Origin of the sequence: Nocardia vaccinii NBRC 15922, from assembly GCF_001613305.1 — a bacterium.
In the GTDB taxonomy this organism is placed as follows: domain Bacteria; phylum Actinomycetota; class Actinomycetes; order Mycobacteriales; family Mycobacteriaceae; genus Nocardia; species Nocardia vaccinii.
In genome coordinates, this window is the sequence record NZ_BDCC01000033.1 from 110,383 (window position 1) to 135,115 (window position 24,733).

Genomic DNA, 24,733 nt, shown 5'->3' on the forward strand with positions numbered 1-24,733 from the left:
GTGCCGACGTCGCGAGCCCGGCCGCCTGAGCGTTCGTGCGGCCCGGCGGCTATCCGGCGCTGCCGGTGGGCGCGCCGCCGGTGACGGTGACGGTCGTGGGCGCCGTGGACGAGGTGTAGTCGTGTGAACCCAGCGGCGGGGTGTGGTAAGCGCAGAACGCCTGCGCGTGGATCGGGCCGTTCGGCAGATTCCGGATCGATACGGTGATCGTCCGGCCGGGTCCGGCGTACGAATCCTGGCCGCCGCTGCCGAAGGCGGTCTTGTTGTCGATGTCGGTCGCCCAGCACACGGTGCCCTGCTGGGTGTTCTTGTTGTGCACGGTCGCGCTGACCGTGCCCGGCGCGGACGCACTGAATTGCACGTCCGGCGCCGCCAACGCGGGTGCGGCCGAGGCCTCGGGCGTCACGAGCACCGCGAACGCCGCGGGAGCCGCGAGTGCCACGGCTGCCGCCGCACGTGTCCATGCTGGTCGTCGCATCTGTGTAATCCTTTGTTCGGGTGGACCTTCCGGGGACATTGTTGCCCAAACCGCTCGGTCACGCCGACGGAAAAGGATCAGCTCACAGGGTGTTCCACTGCGGGCGGCTCGAACCACGAGGCACCAGCGGCGGGTCCGGCCAGGCGGGCGCGGTGTGCGAGAACCGGACCGGCGGTGCGAGCATGTGCACGTCACCGAGCGGACTCGCGGCATCGTAGGCGGCCGGTTCGAGCAGGGTGTGCCGCTCATCGGAACCCGCATCGGCCGGATCGACCAGGCCGAGCGTCCGGTACCACATAGCGGTGCGGGTGAGATTCACCGTGACGTGCCACGAACCACCCTCGGCGCCGCGCTTGACCAGCGCGGCCAAGGCCCCGATGGCACCCATATAACCCGTGATGAAATCGTTGATCATGCCGGTGACGGGCAGTTTCGGCGATTCCGTGCCGCCCTCGATACTCATCAGACCCGAGGCGGCCGAGCCGTTCATATCGAAACCGCCGCGAGTCCGCCACGGCCCCTCGGAGCCGTAGCACGTGACCGAGACGACGATGATCCCCGGATAGCGGTCCGCGAGCTGTGCCGGATCCAGGCCGAGCTGCTCGAGTTTGTCGCCGCGATGGTTGTTGACCACGATGTGCGCGTCCGTCAGCAGCCGGTCGGCGCGTTGGCGGCCGGAATCGGTGTTCAGATCGACGTAGGCACTGCGGGAGCCGACATTGGCCTCGGCATAGATGAAATCGTGTTCGTAGTCGTTGGGGCGGGTGGCGCACAGTACTTCCGCACCCTGTTCGGCGAGGGTGCGCCCGACGGTCGGACCGGCGATGGCGTGGGTGAACGACAACACCCGGATACCGTCCAAAGGTCGTGCGGCCGAACCGAAGTCGTGTGCCGGTGCGTCGCCGATGCGATGCAGCCCGATCACCGGCCGAGTGGCCAGCAGTGCGCCCTGCGGATGTGCGAGCCATTCCTGCGGAGTCCGCGCGACGCACAGCGGGAGTCCGGCGGCGTTGGCGGCATCCTCGAGTTCGAAGGCGTCCCGGGTGGCGAACGCCGCGGCCACCTTCGCGTAATCCGGTGGGACGTCCAGGAATCGGCACCATTTCGCGGCCAGATGCGGATACACCCCCGAGGCCATGACGGTGCGGCCGTCGGCGGTGCGATATGGCGCGAGCAGGAAGGGATTGTCCGCCACCAGCGGGAACGGCGGCAGCTCACCGGCGAGGGTGGGATGCCAGAACGCGTGCGGGGTGATGCCGTGCACGGCCTGGCGCAGGTCCAGCCGCAGATCCTGAGCGGGCCCGCCGCGCCGACGATGCACCGCGACCGCACCGACCGCCGCACCCATGAGCGGAATACCGATACAGGCCCCGAGCCGATGCCGCGCCGGCAGAATCGGATCCTGCCCCACGAAGGCGACTTCACCCCCGGCGTCGGCCGCGGACAATCCCGTACTCGCGAGGAGATCGCCGAGCGCGGCGAGGTGGTCGAGGTCGCCCCCATCGGTAATCGGTCGATGTTCGATGGTCATGGCGTCTCCTGCCGAGTCAGTGGATCGAGGCGTGCATGAGGTAGACGTTGTAGTGGCGCCATTCGGACAGGGTGAAGTAGAGGTCGTTGCCGGTGGACCACGGATGGATGAAGCCGCCGTAGCCCGAGGGATAGTCCTCGGTGTGCAGCAGGGTGGCGGGGGCCGACCAGATGCCTTGCGGGGTGGTGGATCGACGCATCACCAGAACGTTGTTGTCCGCGTCGAGATAGCTCATCTCCCAGCGGTCCGCGGCGGTGTCGTAGCGGACCGACACCTCCCCGGCGATACCGGACATGATGGGACTCGCCGACAGCTCCATCCCGCTACCGCCCGGCGTGGGCGGCTGGAGGGTGGGCCGCCAGAAACCATCGATCCAATACTGGTACGCCGTTTTGTTGAGGACATCCGCCTGCGGCACGCGCGCGAGGGCGATGGTGCCGAAACGCCCGTTGGGCGTGCCGAACATGTAGACGTATCCGTCGTGCGGCGCCATCGCCACCACCTGGAACTGGCCCTGGCCGAAGACGTTGTCCCACCGGGCGTGCTCGTTGTCCACCCAGGTCTGCCCGCCGTCGTCGGAATAGGCCAGGCCGCCGTAGTTGGTCCACCAGCGGCTCGGCTTCTCGGACCAGCGCGCAACCGACATATAGCTCAGGTACTGCCGATCGCCCAGTGCGAAACCGGAGGTCGGGATGACGGTGATCTCGAAGTTGTTCACCTTGTAGCTGCCCAGCACCTCCGTGGCGTGACAGGGTGCGTCGGAGACCATGTTGTCGATCTTCATCCCGTGCGCGAGATCGTGATCGGAGCTGAAGCCGATGACATTGCTGCGCCAGTCCCCGCCGCTCGGTCCGCCGTCCCGGAAACCCGTGCCGAACGTATCGCCGAAGGCGACCGCGATCCGGCCCGGGGCCGATTCCCACATGAGGCCGAGGTCGGTGTCGTCCACCTGCCAGCGCACATCGGTGCGGTTCTGCGATCCGGGTCCGGTCAGCTGACTCACCGGATAGACGTCCCGGATCTGGAACGGCGCGAGCGGGCGCGTCACGGGTGCGGGTTGCACCGGCGGATGGACCACGGGCGGAATCGGTTGCGGGCGTGGGCCGGTGACGTCCGGGCCGAGCAGGGTGACGGGCAGCGGGATCGTCTCCGGGTGCGGCACGAACTGCACCTTGGGCAGCTGCCACGGCGTCGGGGGAGTCGTGCCGGTCGGTGGTGGCGTGGTGGTGGGCGTGGTGGTGGGCGGCGCCGTCGTGGTCGTCGGCTTCGGCGGACCTTCCGGCCACGTCGGCGTGCCCGGTGGAATCGGATACGAGGTCCGGGTGCGCCCTCCGGCCAGTTGCGGACACGGGTTGGCGCACAGATCGGCCGGGAGTGCCGCCGGTGCGATCCGGGTGTTGTGCAACTGCTTGGGAATCTTCACCGGCGTGATCTTGGGTTGCAGCACCTGGACCTGGATGGTGGGCGGCTGCGCCGGTGCGGGCCGGGGCGGCGCGGCGTCCGGGTTCGGCGTCCGGGCTTGCGGATCGAAACCCGTTTCGCCACAGGCGTTCACGGGGGCGGGCGCCCACGGTAGCGGGGCGGCTGCGCCGGGCGGTGCGGTAGCCACGGTCAGCACGACCACCGCGACGGCAACGGTAACGTCTCGCAGCACCCGGTCGACTCCTCGCAATGGTTCGCATCCAGTTCTCAGCACAAACCTTAATCGTCGCGCGGTCCACACCACCCGGCGACCGGACCAGGTCTGGGCTCGCGCTGCGCGCAACTCTTGTCGCGAGCCGCGCACACGGCCATAGTTCGTCGTTACGTCGTGTCGAAACGCGGCGAGAAACCGTGGCCGGCAACGAGGAAGGAGCTGGGATGACCCTGATCGTTCCGGTCCCTGTGCCAACGTATCCGCCGGCCGGCGGACCCGATGGCGAGGAGTTGGCGAGATGAGCACATCGGCGAAACTGGTTCTGCGCGGGGTGCGCAAGGAGTTCCAGGTACGTGGCGCGCGGGAGAGTTTCACCGCGCTGGAAGACATCGATCTCGAACTCGGCGACGGCGAATTCCTGGTGCTGGTCGGTCCCAGCGGTTCGGGTAAATCGACTCTGCTGGATCTGCTGGGCGGTCTGAGCAAGCCCAGCGCCGGGCAGTTGCTGCTCGACGGGCGGCCGATCACCGGGCCCGGCCTGGATCGCGGCATCGTGTTCCAGCAGTACGCGCTGCTGCCGTGGCGCACCGCACGGGGCAATATCGAATTCGGCTTGGAGGCCAAGGGGGTTCGCCGCCGGGAGCGCCGCTCGATCGCGGAGCGCTACCTGGAACTGGTGGGGCTCAACGGATTCGGTGATCGCTACCCGCACGAGCTGTCCGGCGGTATGAAGCAGCGCGTGGCCATCGCCCGCAGCCTGGCGTTCGACCCCGAGGTGCTGCTGATGGACGAGCCGTTCGCCGCGCTCGACGCCCAGACCCGGGAAACCTTGCAGGACGAACTGCTACGGATCTGGCGCAGCACCGGCAAGACGATCCTGTTCATCACGCACGGCATCGACGAGGCGGTGTATCTGGGCCGGCGCGTCGCGGTGCTCACCTCGCGCCCGGGCCGGGTGAAGGCGATCGTCGAGGTCGATCTCGATCGCCGCGCCGATCAGGACGCCGATACCGATATTCGCTCCTGCGAGCGGTTCCGGGATATCCGCCACCACATCTGGACGCTGCTGCACACCGAAGTCACCCGAGTCGAACAGTTCGCCGGTGTCGCGGCGTCCCCGCAGGGAATCGACAGGAGACCCGCGCATGTCTAGTGCACTGTCCAGCAGCGATCAGGCGATCGATACCGAGCCGGATGCCGCGGGAGCGCGGGACGAGATCGAGCGATTCGACTCGGCGTCGGCCGCGAATTCCGTTGTCACGCAAACGAAGGACAGTCGGGCGCAGGCCGACGCGACACGCTCCGCCGCAGTGGATTCCGTTGTGGCACAGACCGATGCGCGCACGACGGAGAAGGCCGGTCGGGTCGCGGTCCGGTACACGGCCGCGCGGTTGGCGCGCGTGGCCGTCCGGGCCGCATGGCGGTTCGGCAAGCCGGTGATCGCGATCGCGCTGTTCCTGGCGTTGTGGGAGATCGCGCCGCGGATCGGGCTGGTCGACCCGGTCTTCCTGCCGCCGTTCTCCACGGTTGTGCAGGCATTCGTGGAGCTGATCCGGAACGGGCAGATGTGGGAGCACGTATCTGCCAGCCTGAGTCGTTCACTGGTCGGTTTCGCGCTGGCCGTGGTGACCGCGGTGCCCGTGGGCGTGGCGATCGCCTGGTACCGGCCCGTGGCCGAATTCCTCGGCCCGATCCTGGAACTGTTCCGCAACACCGCCGCTTTGGCGCTGCTGCCGGTATTCGTCCTGATCCTCGGCATCGGCGAGACCTCCAAGGTCGCGCTGGTGCTGTACGCGGGCTTCTTCCCGATCCTGCTCAACACCATCACAGGTGTTCGCACGGCCGACCCGTTGCTGGTGAAATCCGCTACCTCACTGGGATTCTCCTCGGTGCGGTTGTTCCAGAAGGTGATCCTGCCCGCGGCGCTGCCCTCGATCTTCACCGGCCTGCGGATGGCCGCCTCCAGCTCGATCCTAGTGCTGATCGCCACCGAAATGGTCGGCGCCCGAGCCGGTCTCGGCTATCTGATCACCGCGGCCCAGCAGAACTTCCAAATCCCCGACATGTACGCCGGCATCATCGCCATCTCCCTGGTGGGGCTGGTGTTCAATGGCGTACTCCTCGCCGTCGAACGCCGACTCTCGCGGTGGCGCACCAGTTCCGGCCAGTAGCCCTGACGAAGGATTCGCATCGATGTCTCAACCGCGCGGAGTCTCAACCGCGCGGACCCTTTCATATCAACGCCTTCCTGATGGGAGTCGGCCACGACCGATAAGGTGGCACCGTGCCGACGCGGTTACGCGGGTTCGCTTCCGGGCCGCACGATGATGGCCGCGCGCCGGTACCAGCGGTCCACCGTGTTGCCCTCGTTGCCGGTGAACCCCTCGGATTCGACAGCGAACGGCTGCAGGTCCAATTCCGTTGTATCGACGCATATCTCGGCGGAAGAGACCTTTCGGGTAACCGGCCCCGTGACCTCTCCCGCCCGGTCGATCCACCACGTCAACGTGATATCCCCGCGGCTCGGCCTGCCCAGTTCCTCCGGTGTCAGCCGGTCGGGATGATCGGCGGACAGGGACCCCTCGGCGCGTTCCTCTTCCAGCGGCCCGTCCTCCGTGAACTCGTTGGGCTCCCACTCGTCCCAGACGAGTTCCCAGCTGCCGTCGACGCGCTCCCAGCGGCGCCGCCGGCCACACATCCAGAACTCGTCGGCGAGGTCTTCGCTGCTGTGATTCTCCTGCACCTCCGCCAGGGCCAGGGCCGCGTCATAGCCGGCGGCCTCGGCCGCGGCCAGGAGAACCTGCACGCGGGCCGCGTCGGCGCCTTTGAGCTGATCCCACCCGAATCCCCGTTGGGAATACTGATGATCCAGAAGGCAGACGAGCAGGCTCGGCGGCTCGAGCGCCGGCTCGCCCGATAGGTATCGCCTCGAACTCGTATCCGGTACCGGTGTGGTGAAATGCTCGCGCAGCTGGTCGGCCAGCGCCGCGATGGCCGGGTCGGTCGCGCCGGCATCGGCGATCGGGACCGCGCGTGGACCGGCAATCAGGTTGTAGGTCAGCGAGATTCGGTGGCCGAGGGTCACCGGCAGCACCTCGTGCTCGCAGTCGGTGTAGAACGCGACCAAGCCCAGGTCCATCCTGCCGGGCGCCCCTTGATCGACCACCTGCTCCCCGCGATGTTCGACCACCAGTTCCCCGCCCTCGAAAAACGATGGCAGCGTCACCACCAACGTGGCGATCATGCCATCGGACTTCTCCGAATCACGGTGCCGCCGGAAGAATTGACGCGGTCCGTAGACCAGCATCGAATGCAACTCGGCCGAGAGCTCGCAATCCGGCGGCAGGCCCAGATCGAACCGCAGCGCATCCAGAATCGGCGCCAACCCGCGGTGCCAGCGGTCCTGGTCGACGGTGACGAGTTCGAGGGGAATCTCCCCGGTATCGCGCACGCTCGGATCCAGCAGCGTCTGCTCTCCCAGGCCGTAACGAGCCGGGCGGGTGATATCGCGCAGCTGCCGCGCCTGCGCCGGCGTCACCGGAAATCGAAGCCGGCCAATCCCTTCCACCTCGATCGCCAGGTCCCCGGCCCATGCTGTACGGCGGGCGACGAAGGACCCCGGCGGCCGCACCGACCTCATGAACTCGCCGATGGCCCGTAAAGTCTTGTCCGTCATCCCCGTCTCCCAAGCTCGCCGTGCGGCAATCCCCAGCATCCTGTCAGAGGTTGTGGCATGTCGCGAGTATGGGTGCACCACCCTCGGGCCGGGGTGAGCACCCGGCCCAGCGTCCGCCGGCAGATCGACCAGACCACGGTATCGGCGCTGCGCCACAACAGGTCTCCGAGTTTGTTCCGGTAATTGCCGTCGGTCACCCACGCGCCGGCGGTGATCCGCTCGGCGACCGCGGCGCGAAACTCCCTCTCGGGCATGGGTGTCCAGCCCGGCTGATGGTGGATCGCGTCGAGTTCGATGTGCGGTATGCCGAGCTCCCGGGATATCCGGCGAGCGAGTGTCGTCTTGCCCGATCCGGAGGTTCCGGCCACCACGATCCGTCGGTGGTTCACCGTCGTCTCGGTCGGCGGCGCCGATTCGGCCGGTCGACAGCGCCGAAGGCCGAATCGGGCGACAATAGCGGAGGGCAGATGCACTGGCGGACAGTGTATTCCGGGCGAATCAGGCGCAATCGCTGTCGAGGCGGTTCGGCTCGCCCGCGGACAGCCGCAGTGGTGTGGCCGGGCGGGGGTGCCGGCCCATGCGCGCCACCAGGGCCGAGTGCAGGTACCACAGGCCCGTGGTCTGGGCGGGGTCGAATCCGGTCAGCCCGGCGATGCGGCGCAGGCGGTAGTCGACGGTGTTCGGGTGCACGTTCAGCAGGCGTGCGGTACGGACGCGGCTGAGGTTGGCGGCGATGTAGATCCGCAGGGTTTCCAGCAGATCGGGATGCTCGTCCAGCGGGGTGAGCTGGGTTTCGAGCGCGTCGCGGCCTATTCCCGGACGGGTCAGCTGATACTGCAGGGCCAGTTCGGTGAATCGGTACAGACCTGGGCCCAATCCCAGGTGGTGCACGGTGTCCAGCAGTTCGTGCGCCAGGTGGGCGGCCCCGGGAACCTTCTGCGGCCGGGCGGTGACGACGGTGACCGTGATCGGCGTCTGGGCCGCGCGGGACAAGTCTCCGACCAGGCCGTCGAGATCGGAATCGGTTGCGGCCGTGGATGGTACGAGAACGGTGCCGCCGTCTACGGACAGCAGCGACAGCGCCCGGCCCGCGAGCGCCGTCGCCAGCTCGGCCTGCACCCGGCGCAGTTTGCGCCGGGCGACGACCTGCCGGTCCAGATGCGGTCTGCGCTCGTCGGGATGGGCCGCCAAACCGACGGCGAGGACGAAATACCGGTCGGCGACCGGCAATTCGCGGGCCCCGGCCGTCGCGGTACTGGTACCGGCGAGCAGCGCCGAGGTCAGGCTGTGCGCGGCGGTCTGTTGTTCGGCGGCTTCGGCGCGGCGCTCACGCACGTACGCCATGCCGACCGCGGAGGTGAACACCTTCGAAAGCTCGAGGATCGTGGTGGTGGCGGTGAGCACGCCGTGACCGTTCGCCGGACTCGTGCGTTCGAACATCTGCTCCAGCGCCACGGTGAACCCCGCGCGAACCGCGGACAGAACCGTATCGATGGGGATGTCGGCACGGGCGCATCCGGCGGCGGCGTTCTCCAGACGTTCGGCGGGGCTGGGCAGCGCGCCGCTGTTCATGCTCTGGATCATCGATTCGGCGCAGGCCCGCACGACGGCCTTGAGGTCAGCGGCGATGAATTGTTCCGACTGCTCGGAGATCTCGGCGGCTTCGGCGAGACGGGCCAGCACGGTGCGGGCGAGGGTGTCGACTTCACGTACCGACGGGGCCGCCGTTGATTGTTTCACCGCGCGCAGTTCGGGGCGGGCGAGGCTGTCGATCGTCACGTGTGACCTCCTGTCACCGTCGTTCCCGCGCCGATTGCACGCGGGGCGGGCGCCCGCCCGGCCGGCTTCGTTGCTGTTACCGGACGTAAGCCCTATCGAAGACGGTAATCCGAGCGGTAGCTCACCTTCTACTCCTCTTCGAGCAATCCTCAGCGGCTGCCGATTATGTCTTCTACCAGGTGAAATGACGATGTTCGGGCAGCCTTGCGGAGTGCCGGCGGTACCGAGAGATGGCGGAGTGCTCACCTTTGACCTCTCCCGGTCCCGGGGTGAGCGAGAAAAGATGGGCCGTGCGTCACGCGGCCTGTTCGGCGAGCTGGGCCTCGCACCAGGCGGCGATCATCTGGGCGGTCATGGCGATGGCCTCGTGCCGTTCGGTGCTGTCCACCTCGAGGGCCGAGGCGCGCAATACGGCGGCGAAACAGGTGTTCATCAGCACGAAACTGATCGTGTCGTAACGGTGATCGTCGCCGGGGCCGAGGATCTGGATGACCATCACCTTGATCAGCAACCGCAGTCGCGGCTCGAACTCGGGAATTCCGCTGTTGTAGAACTGCACCCCGGCCACCAGGGCGCGCACCAGCCGCGCGTTGTCCACCAGCTCGTCGGTGATGACCTCCAGGATCCGGGTCACCCGTTCCAGGATGGACCGATCGGCCAGACCCAGCGCGTGCTGGGTGAGCCGGTGCTCGACGCTCTCCAGCAGGCGGCGCAGCAATTCCTCGACGATGACCGCGCGGTCGGAGAAGTAGCGGTAGACGGTGCCGATGCTGATCCCGGCCTCGGCCGCGATCCGGTTGGTGGAGGTTTCGGCGATGCCGCGCTCGCCGAACAGCCGGGCGGCGGTGTCGAGTATGAGTTCCCTTGTCGCCCTGGAGCGTTCCTGGGTCGGACGGCGACGTTGCCCGACGGCCTTCGGCGGCATCGCTACCTCCTGCCTGCGGTCGGAGAAGATGAGCAGCGCTCAGCTTAGCCGGGCGGGGGTTGCCGATATCGGGAAAATTGCGAAGAGTGTGGCGCACCCGCGCGTCGTGGCCCGGGGGGAGGGAGGTTCACACAATGAGCGCTCGGGTGCCGAAGGGACGTCTGGCGCGTGGCGGCAAGCTGGGCAGGCTGGCCGCGGAACAGACCATCCGCGGAGTGGGCACGCGGTTGTCGATGCTGGGTCGCACCGAGCAGGCCCGCCGAGTCCTGGCCGAACGGTCCACCCTGCAGGCGGCGCAGCAGTTGGTCACCGTGCTCGGTGGGTTGCGCGGCGCCGCGATGAAACTGGGGCAGATGCTCTCGGTACTGGATGTCGATCTGCTGCCCGCCGAACACCGGGAGATGTTCCGCGGCAAGCTCGCCGAGTTGCGCGACCACGCACCCGAGGTGCCGTTCCATCGGATGCGGGCGGTGATCGAAGCGGATCTGGGCCCGTTGACGAGAGTGTTCGCCGATTTCGACGAGACCGCGATCGCCGCGGCCTCGATCGGCCAGGTCTACCGGGCCACCCTGCGCGACGGCCGCGAGGTGGCGGTCAAGGTCAAGTATCCGGGTGTGGACGAGGCCGTCGAGGCGGATATGCGCAACCTCGCGATGTTCAGCAGGTTGTGGAAATCCATTCTGCCGAGCGCGGCCGACAGTGACGTCCTGGACGAGATCGCCCGCAACATCGGTAGTGAACTCGATTATCCGCGCGAGGCGCGCAATCAGCACCGCGTCGCCGAGCGCTATCGAGGCCACCCGTACATCGTGGTGCCGGACAGTATCGAACAGTATTGCGGGCCGGGCGTTCTGGTGTCCGACCTCGTCGACGGGCCGTCCTTCGACCGGCTCCGGGACCTGCCCGACGCCGATCGCGATCGACTCGGTGAGCTGATCTATCGCTTCTACATCGATCCGGTATTCACGGACTACGAATTCTGCGGAGATCCGCATCCCGGCAATATCCTGCTCGCCGCGGACGGGCGGCTGGCCTTCGTGGATTTCGGGCTCTACCACAGCATGGATCCCGCACACGTCGAACTCGAACGCGCCGCATTGCAGGCCGCGGCCGAATATCGGGGCGAGGATCTGTACGAATGGTGGGTGAGCCGCGAGATCATCGATCCGGATTCGGGCGTGACCGTTCAGGAATGCCTGGATTACGTCTGGGCCGCGACCGGTTGGCATCTGCTCGATGAGGAAATCACCCTCGATCCCGAATTCGCCACCGGCGCGGTGGTTCTCGCGCTCGATCCGCGCTCGTCGGAGTTCCGCGGGATGCGCACTCAACGCCTGCCGGCCGAACATGTGTTCTCGCGGCGGGTGGATCTGTTCACCCTGGCCGCGCTGGGGCAGTTGAATTGCACGAACAATTGGCATCGGCTGGCCCGGGAGTGGATGTATCGCGAACCGCCCGTCACCGAGGTCGGGCGTGCGATCGCGCGCTGGCGGGAAACGCGCTGAGCTCTCGTCGGCAGGTACGCCGCGCGGTCCCGGGCGGCCTATACTTCTGGGGTGTCCACAGCAGCGGCGTCTCCGGAGGCGGCGGGCGGACGACAGGCGCGCTGGCAACCGCACAACGACCAACGCCGGGCGCGGATCGTTCAGGCGGCCATCGAGCTGGTGGAGGAGACTCCCGTCGGCGCCGACATTTCGGCCCGGCAGATCGCCGCGCGCGCGGGATTGGCCAAATCCGTTCTGTACCGGCAATTCTCGGGCCGGGAAGAACTCGACCGCCGGGTGCGTTCGGCGATCGGCGACCGCTTCACCGATGCCCTCGACGCGGCCCTGGACATCGGCGGGGGCTCGATCGCCGAGATCCTCACCCGCGCGGTGGGCGTGGTCGTCGACTGGATCTGTGACCACCCGCGCCTGCACGAATTCCTGCGCACCGGTCCCGCCGAGGGCAGCGAGGAGGGCGGCGACGCGCTCAGCGGTCTGCTGAGCAGCGTCACCCGCCGCGCCGCGCGCCTGGTTACCGGCCTGGGCGGCGTGGTCGGCGTCGCCGATCCGCCCGTGGTCGACACCATGACCTTCGCCATCGTCTCGATGACCGAGGCCACGGTCACCCGCTGGTCCCGCGATCCGAATCCGGCCCTGCCCCGGCAACGGCTGATCGCCGAGCTGGCGGGTTATGCCTGGAACGTCCTGGACGGGGTGGCCCGAGTCCATGGCGTCGTACTCGATCCGGATCTCCCGCTGCTGCAATTGATCGAAGCGCTGGCCGCGTCCGGCCCGCAGGCCTGATCCGGACCGGCCCACGCGGCCCCTCGACGGAGTGTCGAGCTCCGAACCGCGGGCCCGATGGCATCGAACCCTGCTTGGCCACAACGAGTTCCGGGCCGAGGATGGCGAGCTCGGTCCGGCCGCGTGGCGGTGTCAGGATGCGGCGACCGAGCGGGCGGTGGGCGGGTTGAGCCGGCGGGCGGGTTCGCTGCGGTAGCGGGACGAGTCGCCGTCGATGTGGAGCAGTTGCCAGACCTTGCGGGCCAGCGGGGGCCGCAGGCCCAGGTCGTCGGCGAGTTTGCGGACGTCGTCGAAGTAGCTGGACAGGATGCGGCGGGACAGGGGCGCTCGCCAGAATGCCTCGCGGAAGACATCCCGGGGGATGTCGAAGCGGGTGGCGAAGGATTGTGGCGGGGTCATGATCTCACCGGCGAGCCAGCGCATCGCCAGCGGGAACGCCAAGGCGCACACTGCTTTTCCGGTCGGGCTCATCTTCTCGATGTGTGCGGTGAGGAATTCGTGAGCGAAGGAGATGTGCCGGGCCTCCTCGGCGATGTGGATCTGCATCGTGCGCAGCACGGCGGGCGGCAGCCGGTCACCGGCGCGGATCATCGCCTTCTGATAATGGTCGATGGGCTCTTCGCCGCCCAGGATGCCGATGACCAGGATGACGTGCGCGTATCCACCCGCCACGCCGATGAACGGCGACAATGCCCGGAAGGCCGGCCGCATACCGGGAACGTCGACGCCGATCCGGTTCACCAGCTCCTGGAACATCTGAATGTGGTTGCACTCCTCGGTCATCTCGTGCATGCAATACCGGAACTCCGCGGCCCCGTTGGGCAGTTTGAGCACGTACTGCATCAGCCCGCGAATCAGCACCGTTTCGAAGGCCAGACCGACCTTGACCACATTGGCCACGCGCCATTTGCCGATCTCGATCTGCCGTTCCAGGGGCAGTGCCCGGTACCAGTCGGTCGCGCCGAGCGGATCGATGTCGGGATCGAGCACCCAGCGGGGATCGTCCGGGTCGATCGCCAATTCCGGACTGTCCCAATCGATGTCGAGATAGGGATCGAAATTCCGCCGCACCGATCCGTCGGACAGTGTCGCCAGCATGTCGCGGTAGCGCGCGCCGAACGGATCGGCGCTGCGGGTATCGGACAACGTCATCGGTGCCTCCTGAGCCTGTGCCGGACATCCACCCCGGTTCCTGCGGGCGCGATGCACCGGCTCGTGCCTCCAGGATATATGGGACTCGGGGTCTCATACAATCCCGTCATGGTCGGATGCGGGCCGGTAGCTGCCCGGCCCCGCCTCGCGTGGCGTTCGCCGGGGCTCGATCAGCCGATCTCGGCGAGGCGGGGTGCGATCTGCTCGCCGAATCGTTCGACCCACCCCGCGGGGTCCGGGGTGCCGGGGACCGGGCCGACATTGAGCAACTCGACTCCCAGCGCGGCGCACGCCTCCGCGTTCTTCAGGTAGGTGTCGGGGTCCGCGAACGGATCGGTGAAATGTCCTGTGTGGATGCGGATTTCGGCCGGGTCGCGGTCGAACGTCGCGCAGTGCCGGTGCAGTACCTCGATCTTGTGCGGCAGCTCCGGCACCGGTGCGTTCGTGTGCCAGACATCGGCGTACTGGGCGACCATGCGCAAAGTCTTCTTCTCGCCGCTCCCGCCGAGCAGGATCGGCGGCCGGCGGATCGGCTGCGGCCGGCAGATGGTCTCCGCGAGCTGATAGTGCTTGCCCCGGTACGGCCCGTCGTTCTCGCTCCACATCTGCAGGCAGATCTGCAGGGTTTCCTCGAGCATCTCGAAGCGGTCGCGCAGCGGCGGATACGGCACACCCAGCGCGGTGTGCTCGCGTTCGTACCAGGCCGCGCCGAGGCCCAGCATGGACCGCCCGCCGGACAGTACGTCCAGGGTGGTGGCGATCTTGGCCAGCAGGCCCGGATGGCGATAGGTGATGCCGGTGACCAGCATGGTCAGCGTGATCTTCGCGGTCCGCCCGGCCAGGAATCCCATACTGGTGTATCCCTCGAGGAAGGGGTCCTCGGCCTTGCCCACGGCCTCCATCTGGAAGAAATGGTCGGCCAGGGTGAAGATCTCGGCGCCGGCCTGTTCGGCGGCGACGGCGGTGCGGGACAGAGCCGGGCCCAGAGCGGCCGGATCGCCCGGCAGGAAGTCGATGTAGTGGACGGCGAAGCGCATGGTGGTGTTCCTTCCGTCGGCTCGATGCGCTCGCCAGTCTAGATTAGACAGGTCGAGCTGTACAGTTTATCTGTCATGTTTGCCGTCTCCAGCGATCTCGGCCGCCGTGCGGAGCCGGAGTTCGGCCGAATGTCCGGCCAGGTCGATCGTGAGGGCGTCCAGGGGATTTCAGTCCTTGTGAATTCAGCTCGTCCAGGGCGATCGGCAACTTGACCACGGACGCGGTGTAGAACTGCTGACCACTGTCGAGATCGGCGACCGTCGCCCCGGTGGTGGTGTCCACGACATCGATGCCGACCCGGGTGCCGGGCGACGCGGCCTGGATCGCGGCCCGCATCTCCTGGCCCAACGCCTCCGGTGACACCTGCGGCGCGCTGGGTGCGGTTCCGGCGGAACCGCTCGGCAGCCGCGGGATCGGAAGGCTCGGCACGGGCGCGGCGACCGCCGATGACGGCCCACAGCCATCCACGTCGCGACGAGCGCGCGGCAATATCGAGTCCATACTTCATTGATCGGCGCGAGCCTGTGTGGACCTCGAGACAGCGATGCCGGCTTGCTGCCAACTCCTATCGATGGCGCGGAATCACCAGCAAGGCGGCCGGTTTCGGCACCGACCGCCCAGGTGGGTCAGCTCGCGGCCCGGCCGGTCGGCTCGGGCAGCTCCGGAATCGATCGCAGCGGCGGCGGCACCGGCTGACGCGGTTCTCGCACACCGGCACCGCCGTTGCGCCGCAACCACAGTCGCACCGCCGAACCGCCGGCCACCCGGGCACCGGATTCCGGGCTCTGATCGGTGACGAACCAGCCCGATTCGGCCGTATCCGGTAGCGGCGCATCCGGATCGGCGTTCGCGGCGACCAAACCCTTGCCGGTGAGCGCGTGCAACGCGGCGGCCCATTCGAGTCCGACGACCGAGGGAACCCTGACATTCGCGCGCCTGCGCCGAGCACCGGCGTCGAGCAGATCCCGCTCCCACTCGGTGACTTCGATCTCGGCGGATTCCGGTGCCGGATCGGCGGATTCGATGCCCTCGGCGCGGCCGCTGGGCGTGCTGGGCTCGGGTTCGGAGTCCAGATCCCGCCAGCGCTCCCAGGCCGACTGCCTGGTCACACCCAGATAGGTGGCGATCTCGGCCCAGGACTTGTCCCGGCGGCGCGCGATGCGCACCGCGCCCAGTTCCCATTGATCCAACAGTCTGCGCACCGCGCCGATATCGGCCAGTGCGGTGAGCGCTTCGTCACCCGTTCTCGGTCCGCCGCGACGGGAGGCGAGCCGCCGCCACGCGGCCCCGCCCTCGTCCGGTACGTCTGCCTTCGCCATGCTGTAAGGATATCCTGACGCGAAGGGTCGGACCGGGGAACTTCTCACGCCGTCAGCGAACAGCGGGCCCCGGTCGTCGGCTCGGCGGGCGCAGAGCCCACGACAGGACCGTCAGCGCGGTCATCGCTGTCAGCACGGCCACCTCGCCGAGGGCATATCGCTCGGTCAGATGAGACGCGATGGCCCCGGTGTAGACGAAGAACGCGCCCGCGTACGCCCATTCCTTGAGCAATGGACGTCCGGGAACCAGCAGCGCGAGCGCGCCCAGAATCTTCCAGACGCCCAGCAGCACCAGGAAATACGTGGGATATCCCAGGTGCACGACCAGATCACGGACGTAGGGGATGCGCGCCACATCCCAGATGCCGCCCACGCCGAGTTCGGCGACGATGAGTACGGTGGCGGTCCAGTAGACGATCGAGCGCGTGCGCGTGCCGGGCGAAGACAGGGTCGATACGGCCATTTCGGCGGTCCTCCCGACTAGGGTTGGAAATACCTCTCACCGCTATGGCGGATGGCGTCCGGGAGATGTGACATGACCGATTCGCTCACGCGCGAACTCGAGCAGAGCCGGGCCCGGTTGCGGGCGATGGCCTACCGGATGCTGGGTTCGGTGAGCGAGGCGGACGACGCGCTGCAGGAGGTGTGGTTGCGCACCCGGCGCACCTCCGTGGAATCTGTGCACAACCCTGGCGGCTGGCTGACTACGGCCCTCGCACACACCTGCCTGGACCTGTTGCGATCCCGCAGTGCGCGACACGAGGTTCCGATCGGGGTGCGGCTACCCGATCCGATCGTCACCATCGACGGCCACACCACGCCGGAAACCCAAGCGCTGCTGGCGGATTCGATCGGTATGGCACTGCAGGTGGTGCTGGATCGCCTCGACCCCGCCGAACGGGTCGCCTTCGTCCTGCACGACAGTTTCGCCGTGCCGTTCGGCGAGATCGCGGCGATTCTGGACCGTTCGCCCGAGGCGACCCGCCAACTGGCCAGCCGGGCGCGACGACGAGTCCGCGCGGCGCCCGCGTCCGAAGGCAATCCGGAGGATCAACGTCGCGTGCTGGACGCCTTCTTCGCCGCCGCCCGCCGCGGCGATATCGCCGCGCTGGTGCGGGTGCTCGCCCCGGACGTCGTCCTGCGCGGTGACCTCGGAACCGGAAAGCTTTGGGAGACAACCGGTTCCGATGAATCCGCCGAGCGTGCGGTGCGGTTCGCGCATCCGCGTGCGGTGCTGCGGCCGGTCCTGGTGAACGGCGCGGCCGGTGTGATCGTCACCGTCGACGGGCGGGCGGCGTCCCTCATGGCGTTCGTCGTTGCCGGCGGCCGGATCGTCGAGATCGATGTCCTCGCCGATCCCCACCGGATCCCGGCCGTACCGCCGGAGGGGTGAGAGCGGGACGGCCGGTGGTAAATGCGCGTCTCAGACCAGATTTCGCAATGTCTCGATAACGGTGTGCGCCGCATGTGACGGTGTGCGCTGCGCATCGTGCGCCACAGCCAGTTTCCAGGGCATCGGTCCGTCGGCCGGGTCGAGGTGAACGAGGCTGGTCCAACGTTCGGCGACCGAGCGCGGTACCAGCGTGACCCCGAAGTCCTGGGCGGCCAGCTCCAGTGCGAATTCCTGATCGGCGACCTCGATAACGGTGCGGCGCAACGGGAATCGTTCATCGGCGATACTCCGGATCCCCCAGCCCGGCGGGTAATCGATGAACCGCGTACCGGCCAGCGCCGCGGGCGGGAACGGCCGCCCGGCGAGCGGATGATCCGGGCGCACACACAGCACCAGGGTCTCCTCGAGGATCGGGTACAGGCTCAGCCCCGGTATCTCGTCGGTCGAACCGGCCAGCAGTGCGATATCGAGACTGCCGTCGAGCAGCCCGGCGATATTGCCGCTCATTCCCGAGATGCTCTGGCGCATCTGCAAGGTCAGCGCCGGGTATCGGCGGTGCATGCCGGCCAGGACGGCGGCCAGATCCAGGGAGCGGATATTCATCAGGTTGCCGATCACCACCTCGCCGCGGACCTCGCCGCGGGCCGCGGCGATCGCGTCGGTGACCTCCCGCCGAGCACGCACCATCGCCGCGGCCGGCCCGGAGATGGCGCGTCCGGCCTCGGTGAGTTCCAATCCGCGCGGGGTTCGATCGAACAGCCGCGTACCGAGTTCTCGTTCCAGTTTCGCCACGCTCGTCGACACCGCCGACTGCACCAGATTCAGCGACCGCGCCGCGGCGGTGAACGACCCGGCCTCCCGGCAGGCCAGGAAGCATTCGATTTGACGCAACTCCATCCCGTGAGCCTAGCCTCGGCATCTCCGATGTTGATGGGGGTATCGAAATCCATCGCTTCCGTTGATTGGCCTGGTGCCGGACCATGAATGGAGTGAGTGTTTCGACCGCCGCCGCGCCGCAGCAGGCCCGGCTCACTCGTCTGCTCGTGCTCGTTTTCGCGGTGACCGCGGGATCGTCCGCGGGCTGTCTCTACTACCTTCAGCCGCTGCTGCACCAGGTCGCGGGCGATCTGCGCAGCTCGACCGCCACCGCGGCGCTGCTGGTCAGCGGCGCTCAGGTGGGATATCTGTGTGGTTTGGCGCTGCTGGTCCCGCTGGGTGATTTCCTCGAACGCCGCCGGATGGTTCCGGGCCTGCTGGCGGCGTCGGTGCTGGCGCTGGTCGTTTCGGCGGTCGCGCCCAACTTCCCGATTCTGCTGGTGGCCGTGTTCGTCACCGGGATCACCGCCTCCGCCGCGCAGGTCGTGGTGCCGTGGTCTTCGTCACTGGCCGAACCGGGACGCCGCGGTCAGGTCGTCGGCACGGTGATGAGCGGACTGCTGCTGGGCATCCTGTCCTCGCGGGTGCTCTCCGGCGCGATCGCGCAGCTCGGCGGCTGGCGCACGGTACTGGTCGTCGCGGCGGCGATCCAGCTGGTGATGTCGGTGAGTGTCTATCTGCTCACGCCCGCCACCGGCCGGGCCGCCAGTGGTGAACGTTATCGCGAGGTGCTCGTCTCGATCCTGTTTCTGATCCGCCTGCATCCGGCGCTGCGGCATCGCATGGTGCTGGGTTTCGTTGCGATGGCGTGCTTTTCGGGCGTGTGGACCGCCCTGGCATTCCTGCTCGCCGGGGGGCACGGGAGTACGTATCACTATTCGGAGGTCGTGATCGGATTGTTCGGCATCGCCGGTGTGGCCGGGGCGTTGGGCGCACCGGTGGTGGGCCGGTTGTCCGATCGCGGACATCTGCGTGTGGTGACGACGCTGGTGTGGATCGTTCTGCTGGCCAGCTGGGCGCTGCTGGCCTGGGGCGGGCATTCGATCATCGCGCTGATCGCGGCCCTGCTGGTGTTCGACTTCGGGATACAGGGCATTCAACTGTCCAATCAGAGCGCGATCTACGCGCTGGACCCGGCCGCCCGCAGCAGGCTCACCACGGCCTACATGGTGATGTATTTTCTCGGCGGCGTCGCCGGATCGGTCACCGCCGGGGCCGCCTACGAATCGGGCGGCTGGCTTCGGGTCTGTGAGATTGGTGCGGGCGCCACGGTGACCGGAATCGCGTTGTGGGCCGCGTTCGCCCGGCATATTCCGGGCCGTGCGACCACCGCGAACACCCCGGACCAGATCGTTCAGGGACGTGGCCAGGGACGCCCGTGATAACGCTCGATATCGGTGTTCAGGCGTTCGAGATAGCCGACCAGCGCACCCAGATCCGCCCGGGACCAGTCCGCGAGGATGGCGTCCAGATGGCCGACCGCCGCGGCTCGATCGGCCTCGAGCTGTGCGGCCCCCTGCTCGCTGACCTGGAATTTGCGAGCCATACCGCCTTCCGGATCCGGAATCCGATCCACCAGCCCCGCGCGGCGCATGGCCGCGGTCTGCCGATTCACCGTCGAGGCGTCCAGCCCCAGCGCCTCGCTCAACTGGCCGATGGACATCGCGCCTTCCATGCGCAGCCGGTACAGCAGGGTGTAAGCGCTGCGGTCCAGGCGTCCCGCACCGCGCTGGGAGGTCAGGCTGTAGCGGCCCAGCAACATCGTCTCGAACTCGAGCAGGTCCGTGAGCTTGTCCATGCGGTCCTTTCGGCTCGGCGTGCGATATGCGAATGTCGGTATACCACACGCAAATGTGCCCACTCGCTCTGCTTTCCGAAGCCGACGTCGGATTCGGCGGTCGCGGTGATAGCGTGGCGACCGGGAAGCGAGGTGTCGGCGAGCCGGGAGCAGGTGATCGGGGTGGTATCGGAAACCGTTGCGGGCCAGGGGGAGTCCGGTCGTCCCGCGCCCCGTACCCAGCGAGGTGTGCGGACCCGCGCGGCGCTGATCGCGGCCGCCCGGCAGGTGTTCGAACGTGACGGTTACCTCGAGGCGAAGATCTCCGACATCTCCGCGGCCGCCGGTGTGGCCTCGGGCTCGTTCTACACCTACTTCGACGGTAAGGACGAGATCTTCGCCGCCGTGGTCGAGCAGGTGCAGGAGGAAATGCTGCATCCGCACCTGCGTGAGCGCAGCGGCATCACCGACCCCTGCGTCCTGATCGAGGCGGCGAACCGCGAATATCTGCTGTCCTACAAGCGAAATGCCCGCCTGATGGCGGTCTTCGAACAGGTCGCCCAGGTCGACGAGAACTTCCGGCGGATGCGCATCGAACGCAGCCGCGCCTTCGTCCAGCGCAATGCGCGAATGATTCGCGCCCTGCAGAAGTCCGGCCGGGCCGCCGCCGATCTGGATCCGACGATCACCGCGCACGCGCTGTCGGGAATGGTGAGCCGGATGGCCTACCTGGTCTTCGTTCTGGACCAGCGGATCGCCTTCGAGAAACTGGTGCAGACGCTGACCGCTCTGTGGGTCAACGCCCTGAAACTCGACGGGGAATGACGGGGCCGCGGTCCGTGTGCGCGGCCCGCGACGACCTGTTTCACGCCTTCGCGCCCCCGCGCCGGCGATACTTGCCCAGCTCGGCCCGCGCGATACTGCGCTTGTGCACCTCGTCGGGCCCATCGGCCAGACGCAGCGTACGCAGGTGCGCCCAGAAGCTCGCGAGGGGGAAATCCTCGGTCACCCCGCCCGCGCCGTGCAGTTGAATCGCCCGGTCGACGATCTTCAACGCCATATTCGGCGCGGCGACCTTGATCGCGGCGATCTCCACCCGCGCCTGCTTGTTGCCGACGGTGTCCATCATCCAGGCCGCCTTGAGGGTGAGCAGGCGAGTCTGCTCGATCTCGATGCGCGCCTCGGCGATCCAGTCCTGGATATTGGCGCGGTCGCTGAGCTTCGCGCCGAAGGTGGTGCGCGATTCCGCGCGACGGCACATCAGTTCCAGAGCACGCTCGGCCATGCCGATGGCGCGCATGCAGTGGTGGATGCGACCGGGCCCGAGCCGGGCCTGGCTGATCGCGAAACCCTCACCCGGACCGGCGAGTACGTCGCTGCTCGGGACGCGCACGTTGTCGAAGACGATCTCCGCGTGGCCCTCGCGATCGGCATATCCGAACACCGGCAGATTCCGGACCACCTGCACCCCGGGTGCGTCGATCGGGACGACCAGCATGGACTGCTGCCGGTGCGGCGCGGCCTCGGGATCGGTCTTGCCCATCACGATCAGCACCTTGCAGTTGGCGTGCAAAGCGTTGGAGGCGAACCACTTTCGGCCATCGAGCAGGTAGTCGTCGCCGTCGCGGCGCATGCTCATCTCGATATTGGTCGCATCCGAACTCGCCACGCCCGGTTCGGTCATCGCGAACGCGGAGCGGATGGTTCCGGCAAGCAGCGGTTCGAGCCAGCGCTGCTTGTGCTCCTCGGTGCCGAACAATGTGAACACTTCCATATTCCCGGTGTCCGGGGCCGCGCAGTTGCACGCTTCGGGGGCCAGCGCCGGACTGCGGCCCATGATCTCGGCCAGCGGCGCGTACTCCAGGTTGGTCAGGCCCGGACCCCATTCCGGATGCGGGTGGAACAGATTCCAGAGCCCGCGCTCGCGCGCCTCGGCCTTGAGATCCTCGAGGATCTGCGGGTGATGGTGCGGGTCACCGGCGGCGCGCATCTGCTCCTGGTAGACGGCCTCGGCCGGGTAGACGCGATCCGCCATGAAGGCCGTGAGGTCCTCGATATATCGCTGAGCGCGTTCGGAACCGGTGAACAGGTCCATCGGGTCTCCCATCGATGCGAGCCGCACCGCTGCGGCATCGGAGTGAATTGCAACTGTAGTTCGGTGACCGGGATCAGTTCCCGGGCACACCGCGGGCGAATTCGATCAGCGCGGTGCTGACCTCGTCGGCGCGTTCCTGCTGGATCCAGTGCCCCGCGCCGTCGAGCAGCAGGGTGCCGCGCAGGTCGGTCAGTACGGCATCCATCTTGGCGAGTGGAGTAAAACGGAGCACCGCGTCGTCCGCGCCCGAGATGAAGTAGGCGGGCGCGGTGATCTTCGCTCCGGCCAGGTCGGCGGACAGTTCCCAGTCGCGGTCGAGGTTGCGGTAGTAGTTGAGCCCGCCGGTGAAGCCGGTCGTGGTGAACGCGTCGATGTAATACCGCAGTTCGGCCTCGGAAAGCCATTTCGGCGGCTGTTGATTCGCGTTGTCGCCGGTCAGGTCCTCGGCGCTGACCACCTCGTCGCACAGGAGGGTGCGCCGCACATCGGCGGCCAGGGCCGCATCCGCGACGCCCGGCTCCTGGAACCAGCACATGTAGAAGTTCTCGCCCAACCGTGAGCGGAAGATCGAGATCGGTGGCGCCTTGGGGCGGGGCGCGACCGGGACGCTCAGGCCGGCCACCGCCCGCACCCGATCCGGATGCCGCAGCGCGGTCTGCCATACGACCGAGGCGCCCCAGTCGTGTCCGATGAAGATCGCGTCCCGCGCGCCGACCGCGTCGAGCAGGCCGACGAGGTCGCCGCAGAGGGTCTTCATCGCGTAGTCCTCGATCCGATCCGGCCGCGAACTGCCGCCGTAACCGCGCATATCCGGGGTCAGCGTGCGGAACCCGGCCTCGGCGAAGGCGAAGACCTGGTGCCGCCAGGAGAATCCGAGTTCGGGGAAGCCGTGGCAGAAGACCACCAGCGGCCCTTCGCCGTGTTCGACGACTCGGAGCTCGATCCCGTTCACCGCGACCTGCCTGCTGCCCAGCGCCGCCCAGTCCGCTACCGGAGCCCGTGTACTCACTTCTCGCGCCACCTCGCCTGCCGAGTGTCTGCACCGCGGTCGCGGTACTCGTTACGGTATCAAAGTTGACGCCGGATTCAACTATGGTCCGTAAAGAGTTGGTGTACAGCAGTTTTGAACAAGGTGAATTTGCGATTGGGCCGTGAGGCGGAACTCACGACCGGCCGTCCGGCGCGCTGTCCCGGCGCTGGGTCGAGCGTGCGCACACCGCCGCGGCCACCTCGTCGGCGGCCGACCGGATGCGGTCGCCGTAGGGGTCCGCGCCGAGCGCGTCGAAATATCCGCGGGCCGCCTCGAGGTGCTGATCCGCGGCTTCGAAGGAACCGAGGCGGCGGAGATTGTCGGCGAGATTCAGGTGCAGGGAGGGGTAGAAGCCGCGTACCCGCAGAGTCGGGTGGTGCCGCCGGGTTCGCTCGTCGGTGAGCGCTCCGGCCGCGTCGAGTGCCCGGACGTCCCAGATCAGCGCCTGTGCGGCGTCGTCGTACAGGTCGGCGAGGTAGTGCGCGAGGGTGCACCGGTGCAGTGGGTCGCCGAGCGGGCCGAGCGTGTCCCAGAGGTCGAGAAGTGTGTCACGAGCCGCGTCGGGATCGCCGGCGTGGCCGTATTGCACGGCGACGGTGATCGCGGTCATGGTGTCGTCGGGTCCGGCGGTGGGGTTCACGGATGGTCCTTTCTTCGGGTGGGCATGGCGAGGGTGGTGAGACCTCCGGCGGCGGCCGAGCGGATGACGACCGGCTGGTCCGGCGCTGCGATATCGAGCATGATTTCCGGGCCGACGGCCGTGCGCAGCGCGGGGGAGAGGGTGGTGGGATCGAAGGCCAGTGTGGTTCGTATTCCTTCGACGGACGCGGAAATTCGATGTTCCGGTCCGTTCGGCCCGGTCGAGGTGCGCAGTGCGCCGGCATCGATCGCGCAGTGCAGGGTTCGCGTCCCGGCCTGTTCGACGGCCTCGCGGAGCAGATCGCGATCCACCACCACGCGGGTGCGCGCCGAGGGCAGTTCGGTGAGCATGCGTCGATAGTCCGGATACGACTCTGTGATTGCCGGACAACGGATTTCGGTGCCGGCCAGCACCAGGGCCGCCGCGGAAGAGGAGATCGGCAGCTGTTCCCGCTCGCGCAGCCGGGCGGTCAGCGCGGCCAGGTCCCGAGCCGGTACGACCAGCGACCAGGGGTGCGCCGCGGCTCGCAGCGGAACCAGCGATCGCGTGGTGAGTCGATAACGATCGGTCGCGGTCAATACCACCGAGTCGCCGTCGGACTCGACGAGAATCCCGGTGAGCACCGCGATCGCGGTGTCCCGCGCGACCGCCGGCCGGACCTGCTCGATCGCCTCGGCGAACTCGTTTCCACGGACCACGACGAGGTGCGGATCCGATTCGGCTCGCAGCGCGTCCTTGATGGCCTCGACCGCCGCGGCTGCCTCGCGAGCGCGCCGCTCGAGCCCCGCGACATGTTCGTCCAGCAGCCGCCCCCCGGCCTCGGCGTCACCCGCCAGTACCGCGGCGACGGCATCGAGCGGCATCCCGATCTCCCGCAGTCGCCGAATGATCACCGCCCGCTGACGCTGTCCCTGGGTGTAGTACCGATACCCGCTGGAAGAATCCACCCGTGCCGGCGGCAGCAACCCGCAGTCGTCGTAGAACCGCAGCGCCGTCGCCGTCAGTCCACTCGCACGAGCCAACACCCCGATCGTGACGAACTCGTCCGGCTCGTCCTGGAAATCCGATTCGGTCACGTGGGCCATCATGGAGCCTCGGGT

The 24,733-nt window shown here is 67.8% G+C and carries 25 protein-coding genes; 7 read left to right on the top strand and 18 right to left on the bottom strand.

Annotated features, from left to right (window positions below):
- Nucleotides 1-49: 49 nt before the first annotated feature.
- From NV1_RS21785 to NV1_RS21795, 3 genes are all read right to left on the bottom strand, one after another.
- A complete protein-coding gene (locus tag NV1_RS21785; protein ID WP_157117218.1) occupies nucleotides 50-478 on the bottom strand; it encodes a hypothetical protein in 429 nt (142 codons plus the stop codon).
- 82 nt (nucleotides 479-560) lie between these two features.
- A complete protein-coding gene (locus NV1_RS21790; RefSeq protein WP_084525611.1) occupies nucleotides 561-2,009 on the bottom strand; it encodes a CoA transferase in 1,449 nt (482 codons plus the stop codon).
- A gap of 16 nt (nucleotides 2,010-2,025) precedes the next feature.
- Entirely contained in the window at nucleotides 2,026-3,663 is a 1,638-nt protein-coding gene (locus NV1_RS21795; RefSeq protein WP_067894198.1) for a glycoside hydrolase family 183 protein, read from the bottom strand.
- A gap of 280 nt (nucleotides 3,664-3,943) precedes the next feature.
- Here NV1_RS21795 and NV1_RS21800 point away from each other — a divergent pair, with 280 nt between their 5' ends.
- Complete coding sequence (locus NV1_RS21800) at nucleotides 3,944-4,798, top strand: ABC transporter ATP-binding protein (protein WP_067894199.1); 855 nt, start codon at nucleotides 3,944-3,946, stop codon at nucleotides 4,796-4,798.
- The gene (locus NV1_RS21805; RefSeq protein ID WP_084525613.1) at nucleotides 4,791-5,816 is read left to right on the top strand and encodes an ABC transporter permease; all 1,026 of its coding nucleotides are present in this window, start codon (nucleotides 4,791-4,793) and stop codon (nucleotides 5,814-5,816) included. The genes NV1_RS21800 and NV1_RS21805 overlap by 8 nt, the downstream gene beginning before the upstream one ends.
- A gap of 125 nt (nucleotides 5,817-5,941) precedes the next feature.
- Here the strand turns inward: NV1_RS21805 and NV1_RS21810 are convergent, their stop codons facing one another.
- The 4 genes from NV1_RS21810 to NV1_RS21825 form a co-directional block, all read right to left on the bottom strand.
- Nucleotides 5,942-7,321: a 2OG-Fe(II) oxygenase gene (locus NV1_RS21810; protein WP_169813373.1), complete on the bottom strand. Its 1,380-nt coding sequence runs from the start codon at nucleotides 7,319-7,321 to the stop codon at nucleotides 5,942-5,944.
- Nucleotides 7,318-7,710, bottom strand: coding sequence for an AAA family ATPase (locus NV1_RS21815; RefSeq protein WP_157117220.1), 393 nt, complete (start codon nucleotides 7,708-7,710; stop codon nucleotides 7,318-7,320). Before NV1_RS21815 ends, NV1_RS21810 begins: the two co-directional genes overlap by 4 nt.
- A gap of 109 nt (nucleotides 7,711-7,819) precedes the next feature.
- The gene (locus tag NV1_RS21820; protein ID WP_067894210.1) at nucleotides 7,820-9,100 is read right to left on the bottom strand and encodes a PucR family transcriptional regulator; all 1,281 of its coding nucleotides are present in this window, start codon (nucleotides 9,098-9,100) and stop codon (nucleotides 7,820-7,822) included.
- 295 nt (nucleotides 9,101-9,395) lie between these two features.
- Nucleotides 9,396-10,025, bottom strand: a complete 630-nt coding sequence (locus NV1_RS21825; RefSeq protein ID WP_067894212.1) for a TetR/AcrR family transcriptional regulator — start codon at nucleotides 10,023-10,025, stop codon at nucleotides 9,396-9,398.
- Between the two features lie 134 nt (nucleotides 10,026-10,159).
- Here NV1_RS21825 and NV1_RS21830 point away from each other — a divergent pair, with 134 nt between their 5' ends.
- Entirely contained in the window at nucleotides 10,160-11,530 is a 1,371-nt protein-coding gene (locus NV1_RS21830) for an ABC1 kinase family protein (protein ID WP_067894214.1), read from the top strand.
- A 51-nt stretch (nucleotides 11,531-11,581) separates the two neighbouring features.
- Complete coding sequence (locus NV1_RS21835; RefSeq protein ID WP_067894215.1) at nucleotides 11,582-12,313, top strand: TetR/AcrR family transcriptional regulator; 732 nt, start codon at nucleotides 11,582-11,584, stop codon at nucleotides 12,311-12,313.
- Nucleotides 12,314-12,445: 132 nt separating this feature from the next.
- Here the strand turns inward: NV1_RS21835 and NV1_RS21840 are convergent, their stop codons facing one another.
- The 5 genes from NV1_RS21840 to NV1_RS21865 form a co-directional block, all read right to left on the bottom strand.
- Entirely contained in the window at nucleotides 12,446-13,465 is a 1,020-nt protein-coding gene (locus NV1_RS21840; RefSeq protein WP_067894217.1) for an AurF N-oxygenase family protein, read from the bottom strand.
- A gap of 170 nt (nucleotides 13,466-13,635) precedes the next feature.
- Nucleotides 13,636-14,502 carry an LLM class F420-dependent oxidoreductase gene (locus NV1_RS21845; RefSeq protein WP_067894218.1) on the bottom strand — a complete coding sequence of 289 codons (867 nt, stop codon included), beginning with the start codon at nucleotides 14,500-14,502 and terminating at the stop codon, nucleotides 13,636-13,638.
- A gap of 73 nt (nucleotides 14,503-14,575) precedes the next feature.
- Entirely contained in the window at nucleotides 14,576-15,004 is a 429-nt protein-coding gene (locus tag NV1_RS43725; RefSeq protein WP_157117222.1) for a serine hydrolase, read from the bottom strand.
- A gap of 125 nt (nucleotides 15,005-15,129) precedes the next feature.
- Nucleotides 15,130-15,822: a PASTA domain-containing protein gene (locus NV1_RS21860; protein WP_067894225.1), complete on the bottom strand. Its 693-nt coding sequence runs from the start codon at nucleotides 15,820-15,822 to the stop codon at nucleotides 15,130-15,132.
- A gap of 52 nt (nucleotides 15,823-15,874) precedes the next feature.
- Nucleotides 15,875-16,285: a DoxX family protein gene (locus tag NV1_RS21865; RefSeq protein ID WP_067894227.1), complete on the bottom strand. Its 411-nt coding sequence runs from the start codon at nucleotides 16,283-16,285 to the stop codon at nucleotides 15,875-15,877.
- 72 nt (nucleotides 16,286-16,357) lie between these two features.
- Here NV1_RS21865 and NV1_RS21870 point away from each other — a divergent pair, with 72 nt between their 5' ends.
- Nucleotides 16,358-17,215, top strand: a complete 858-nt coding sequence (locus NV1_RS21870) for a sigma-70 family RNA polymerase sigma factor (protein ID WP_067894230.1) — start codon at nucleotides 16,358-16,360, stop codon at nucleotides 17,213-17,215.
- A 30-nt stretch (nucleotides 17,216-17,245) separates the two neighbouring features.
- Here NV1_RS21870 and NV1_RS21875 read toward each other — a convergent pair whose 3' ends face one another.
- On the bottom strand, nucleotides 17,246-18,112 hold the full coding sequence (locus tag NV1_RS21875; RefSeq protein ID WP_067894232.1) for a LysR family transcriptional regulator: 867 nt from the start codon (nucleotides 18,110-18,112) through the stop codon (nucleotides 17,246-17,248).
- Nucleotides 18,113-18,195: 83 nt separating this feature from the next.
- Here NV1_RS21875 and NV1_RS21880 point away from each other — a divergent pair, with 83 nt between their 5' ends.
- Nucleotides 18,196-19,473, top strand: a complete 1,278-nt coding sequence (locus NV1_RS21880; RefSeq protein WP_067894234.1) for an MFS transporter — start codon at nucleotides 18,196-18,198, stop codon at nucleotides 19,471-19,473.
- Here NV1_RS21880 and NV1_RS21885 read toward each other — a convergent pair.
- Nucleotides 19,446-19,889 carry a MarR family winged helix-turn-helix transcriptional regulator gene (locus NV1_RS21885; protein ID WP_067894236.1) on the bottom strand — a complete coding sequence of 148 codons (444 nt, stop codon included), beginning with the start codon at nucleotides 19,887-19,889 and terminating at the stop codon, nucleotides 19,446-19,448. The two genes, NV1_RS21880 and NV1_RS21885, sit on opposite strands and share 28 nt — an antisense overlap.
- Before the next feature lie 228 nt (nucleotides 19,890-20,117).
- Here NV1_RS21885 and NV1_RS21890 point away from each other — a divergent pair, with 228 nt between their 5' ends.
- Entirely contained in the window at nucleotides 20,118-20,693 is a 576-nt protein-coding gene (locus tag NV1_RS21890; RefSeq protein ID WP_067894691.1) for a TetR/AcrR family transcriptional regulator, read from the top strand.
- A 40-nt stretch (nucleotides 20,694-20,733) separates the two neighbouring features.
- Here the strand turns inward: NV1_RS21890 and NV1_RS21895 are convergent, their stop codons facing one another.
- From NV1_RS21895 to NV1_RS21910, 4 genes are all read right to left on the bottom strand, one after another.
- Nucleotides 20,734-21,963 (bottom strand): acyl-CoA dehydrogenase family protein, encoded by a 1,230-nt coding sequence (locus NV1_RS21895; RefSeq protein WP_067894244.1) that lies wholly within the window; start codon nucleotides 21,961-21,963, stop codon nucleotides 20,734-20,736.
- 73 nt (nucleotides 21,964-22,036) lie between these two features.
- The gene (locus NV1_RS21900; protein WP_067894247.1) at nucleotides 22,037-22,972 is read right to left on the bottom strand and encodes an alpha/beta fold hydrolase; all 936 of its coding nucleotides are present in this window, start codon (nucleotides 22,970-22,972) and stop codon (nucleotides 22,037-22,039) included.
- Nucleotides 22,973-23,126: 154 nt separating this feature from the next.
- Nucleotides 23,127-23,603: a hypothetical protein gene (locus NV1_RS21905; RefSeq protein ID WP_067894696.1), complete on the bottom strand. Its 477-nt coding sequence runs from the start codon at nucleotides 23,601-23,603 to the stop codon at nucleotides 23,127-23,129.
- Between the two features lie 26 nt (nucleotides 23,604-23,629).
- A complete protein-coding gene (locus NV1_RS21910) occupies nucleotides 23,630-24,709 on the bottom strand; it encodes a DNA polymerase III subunit beta family protein (RefSeq protein ID WP_245713851.1) in 1,080 nt (359 codons plus the stop codon).
- Between the last annotated feature and the right edge of the window lie 24 nt (nucleotides 24,710-24,733).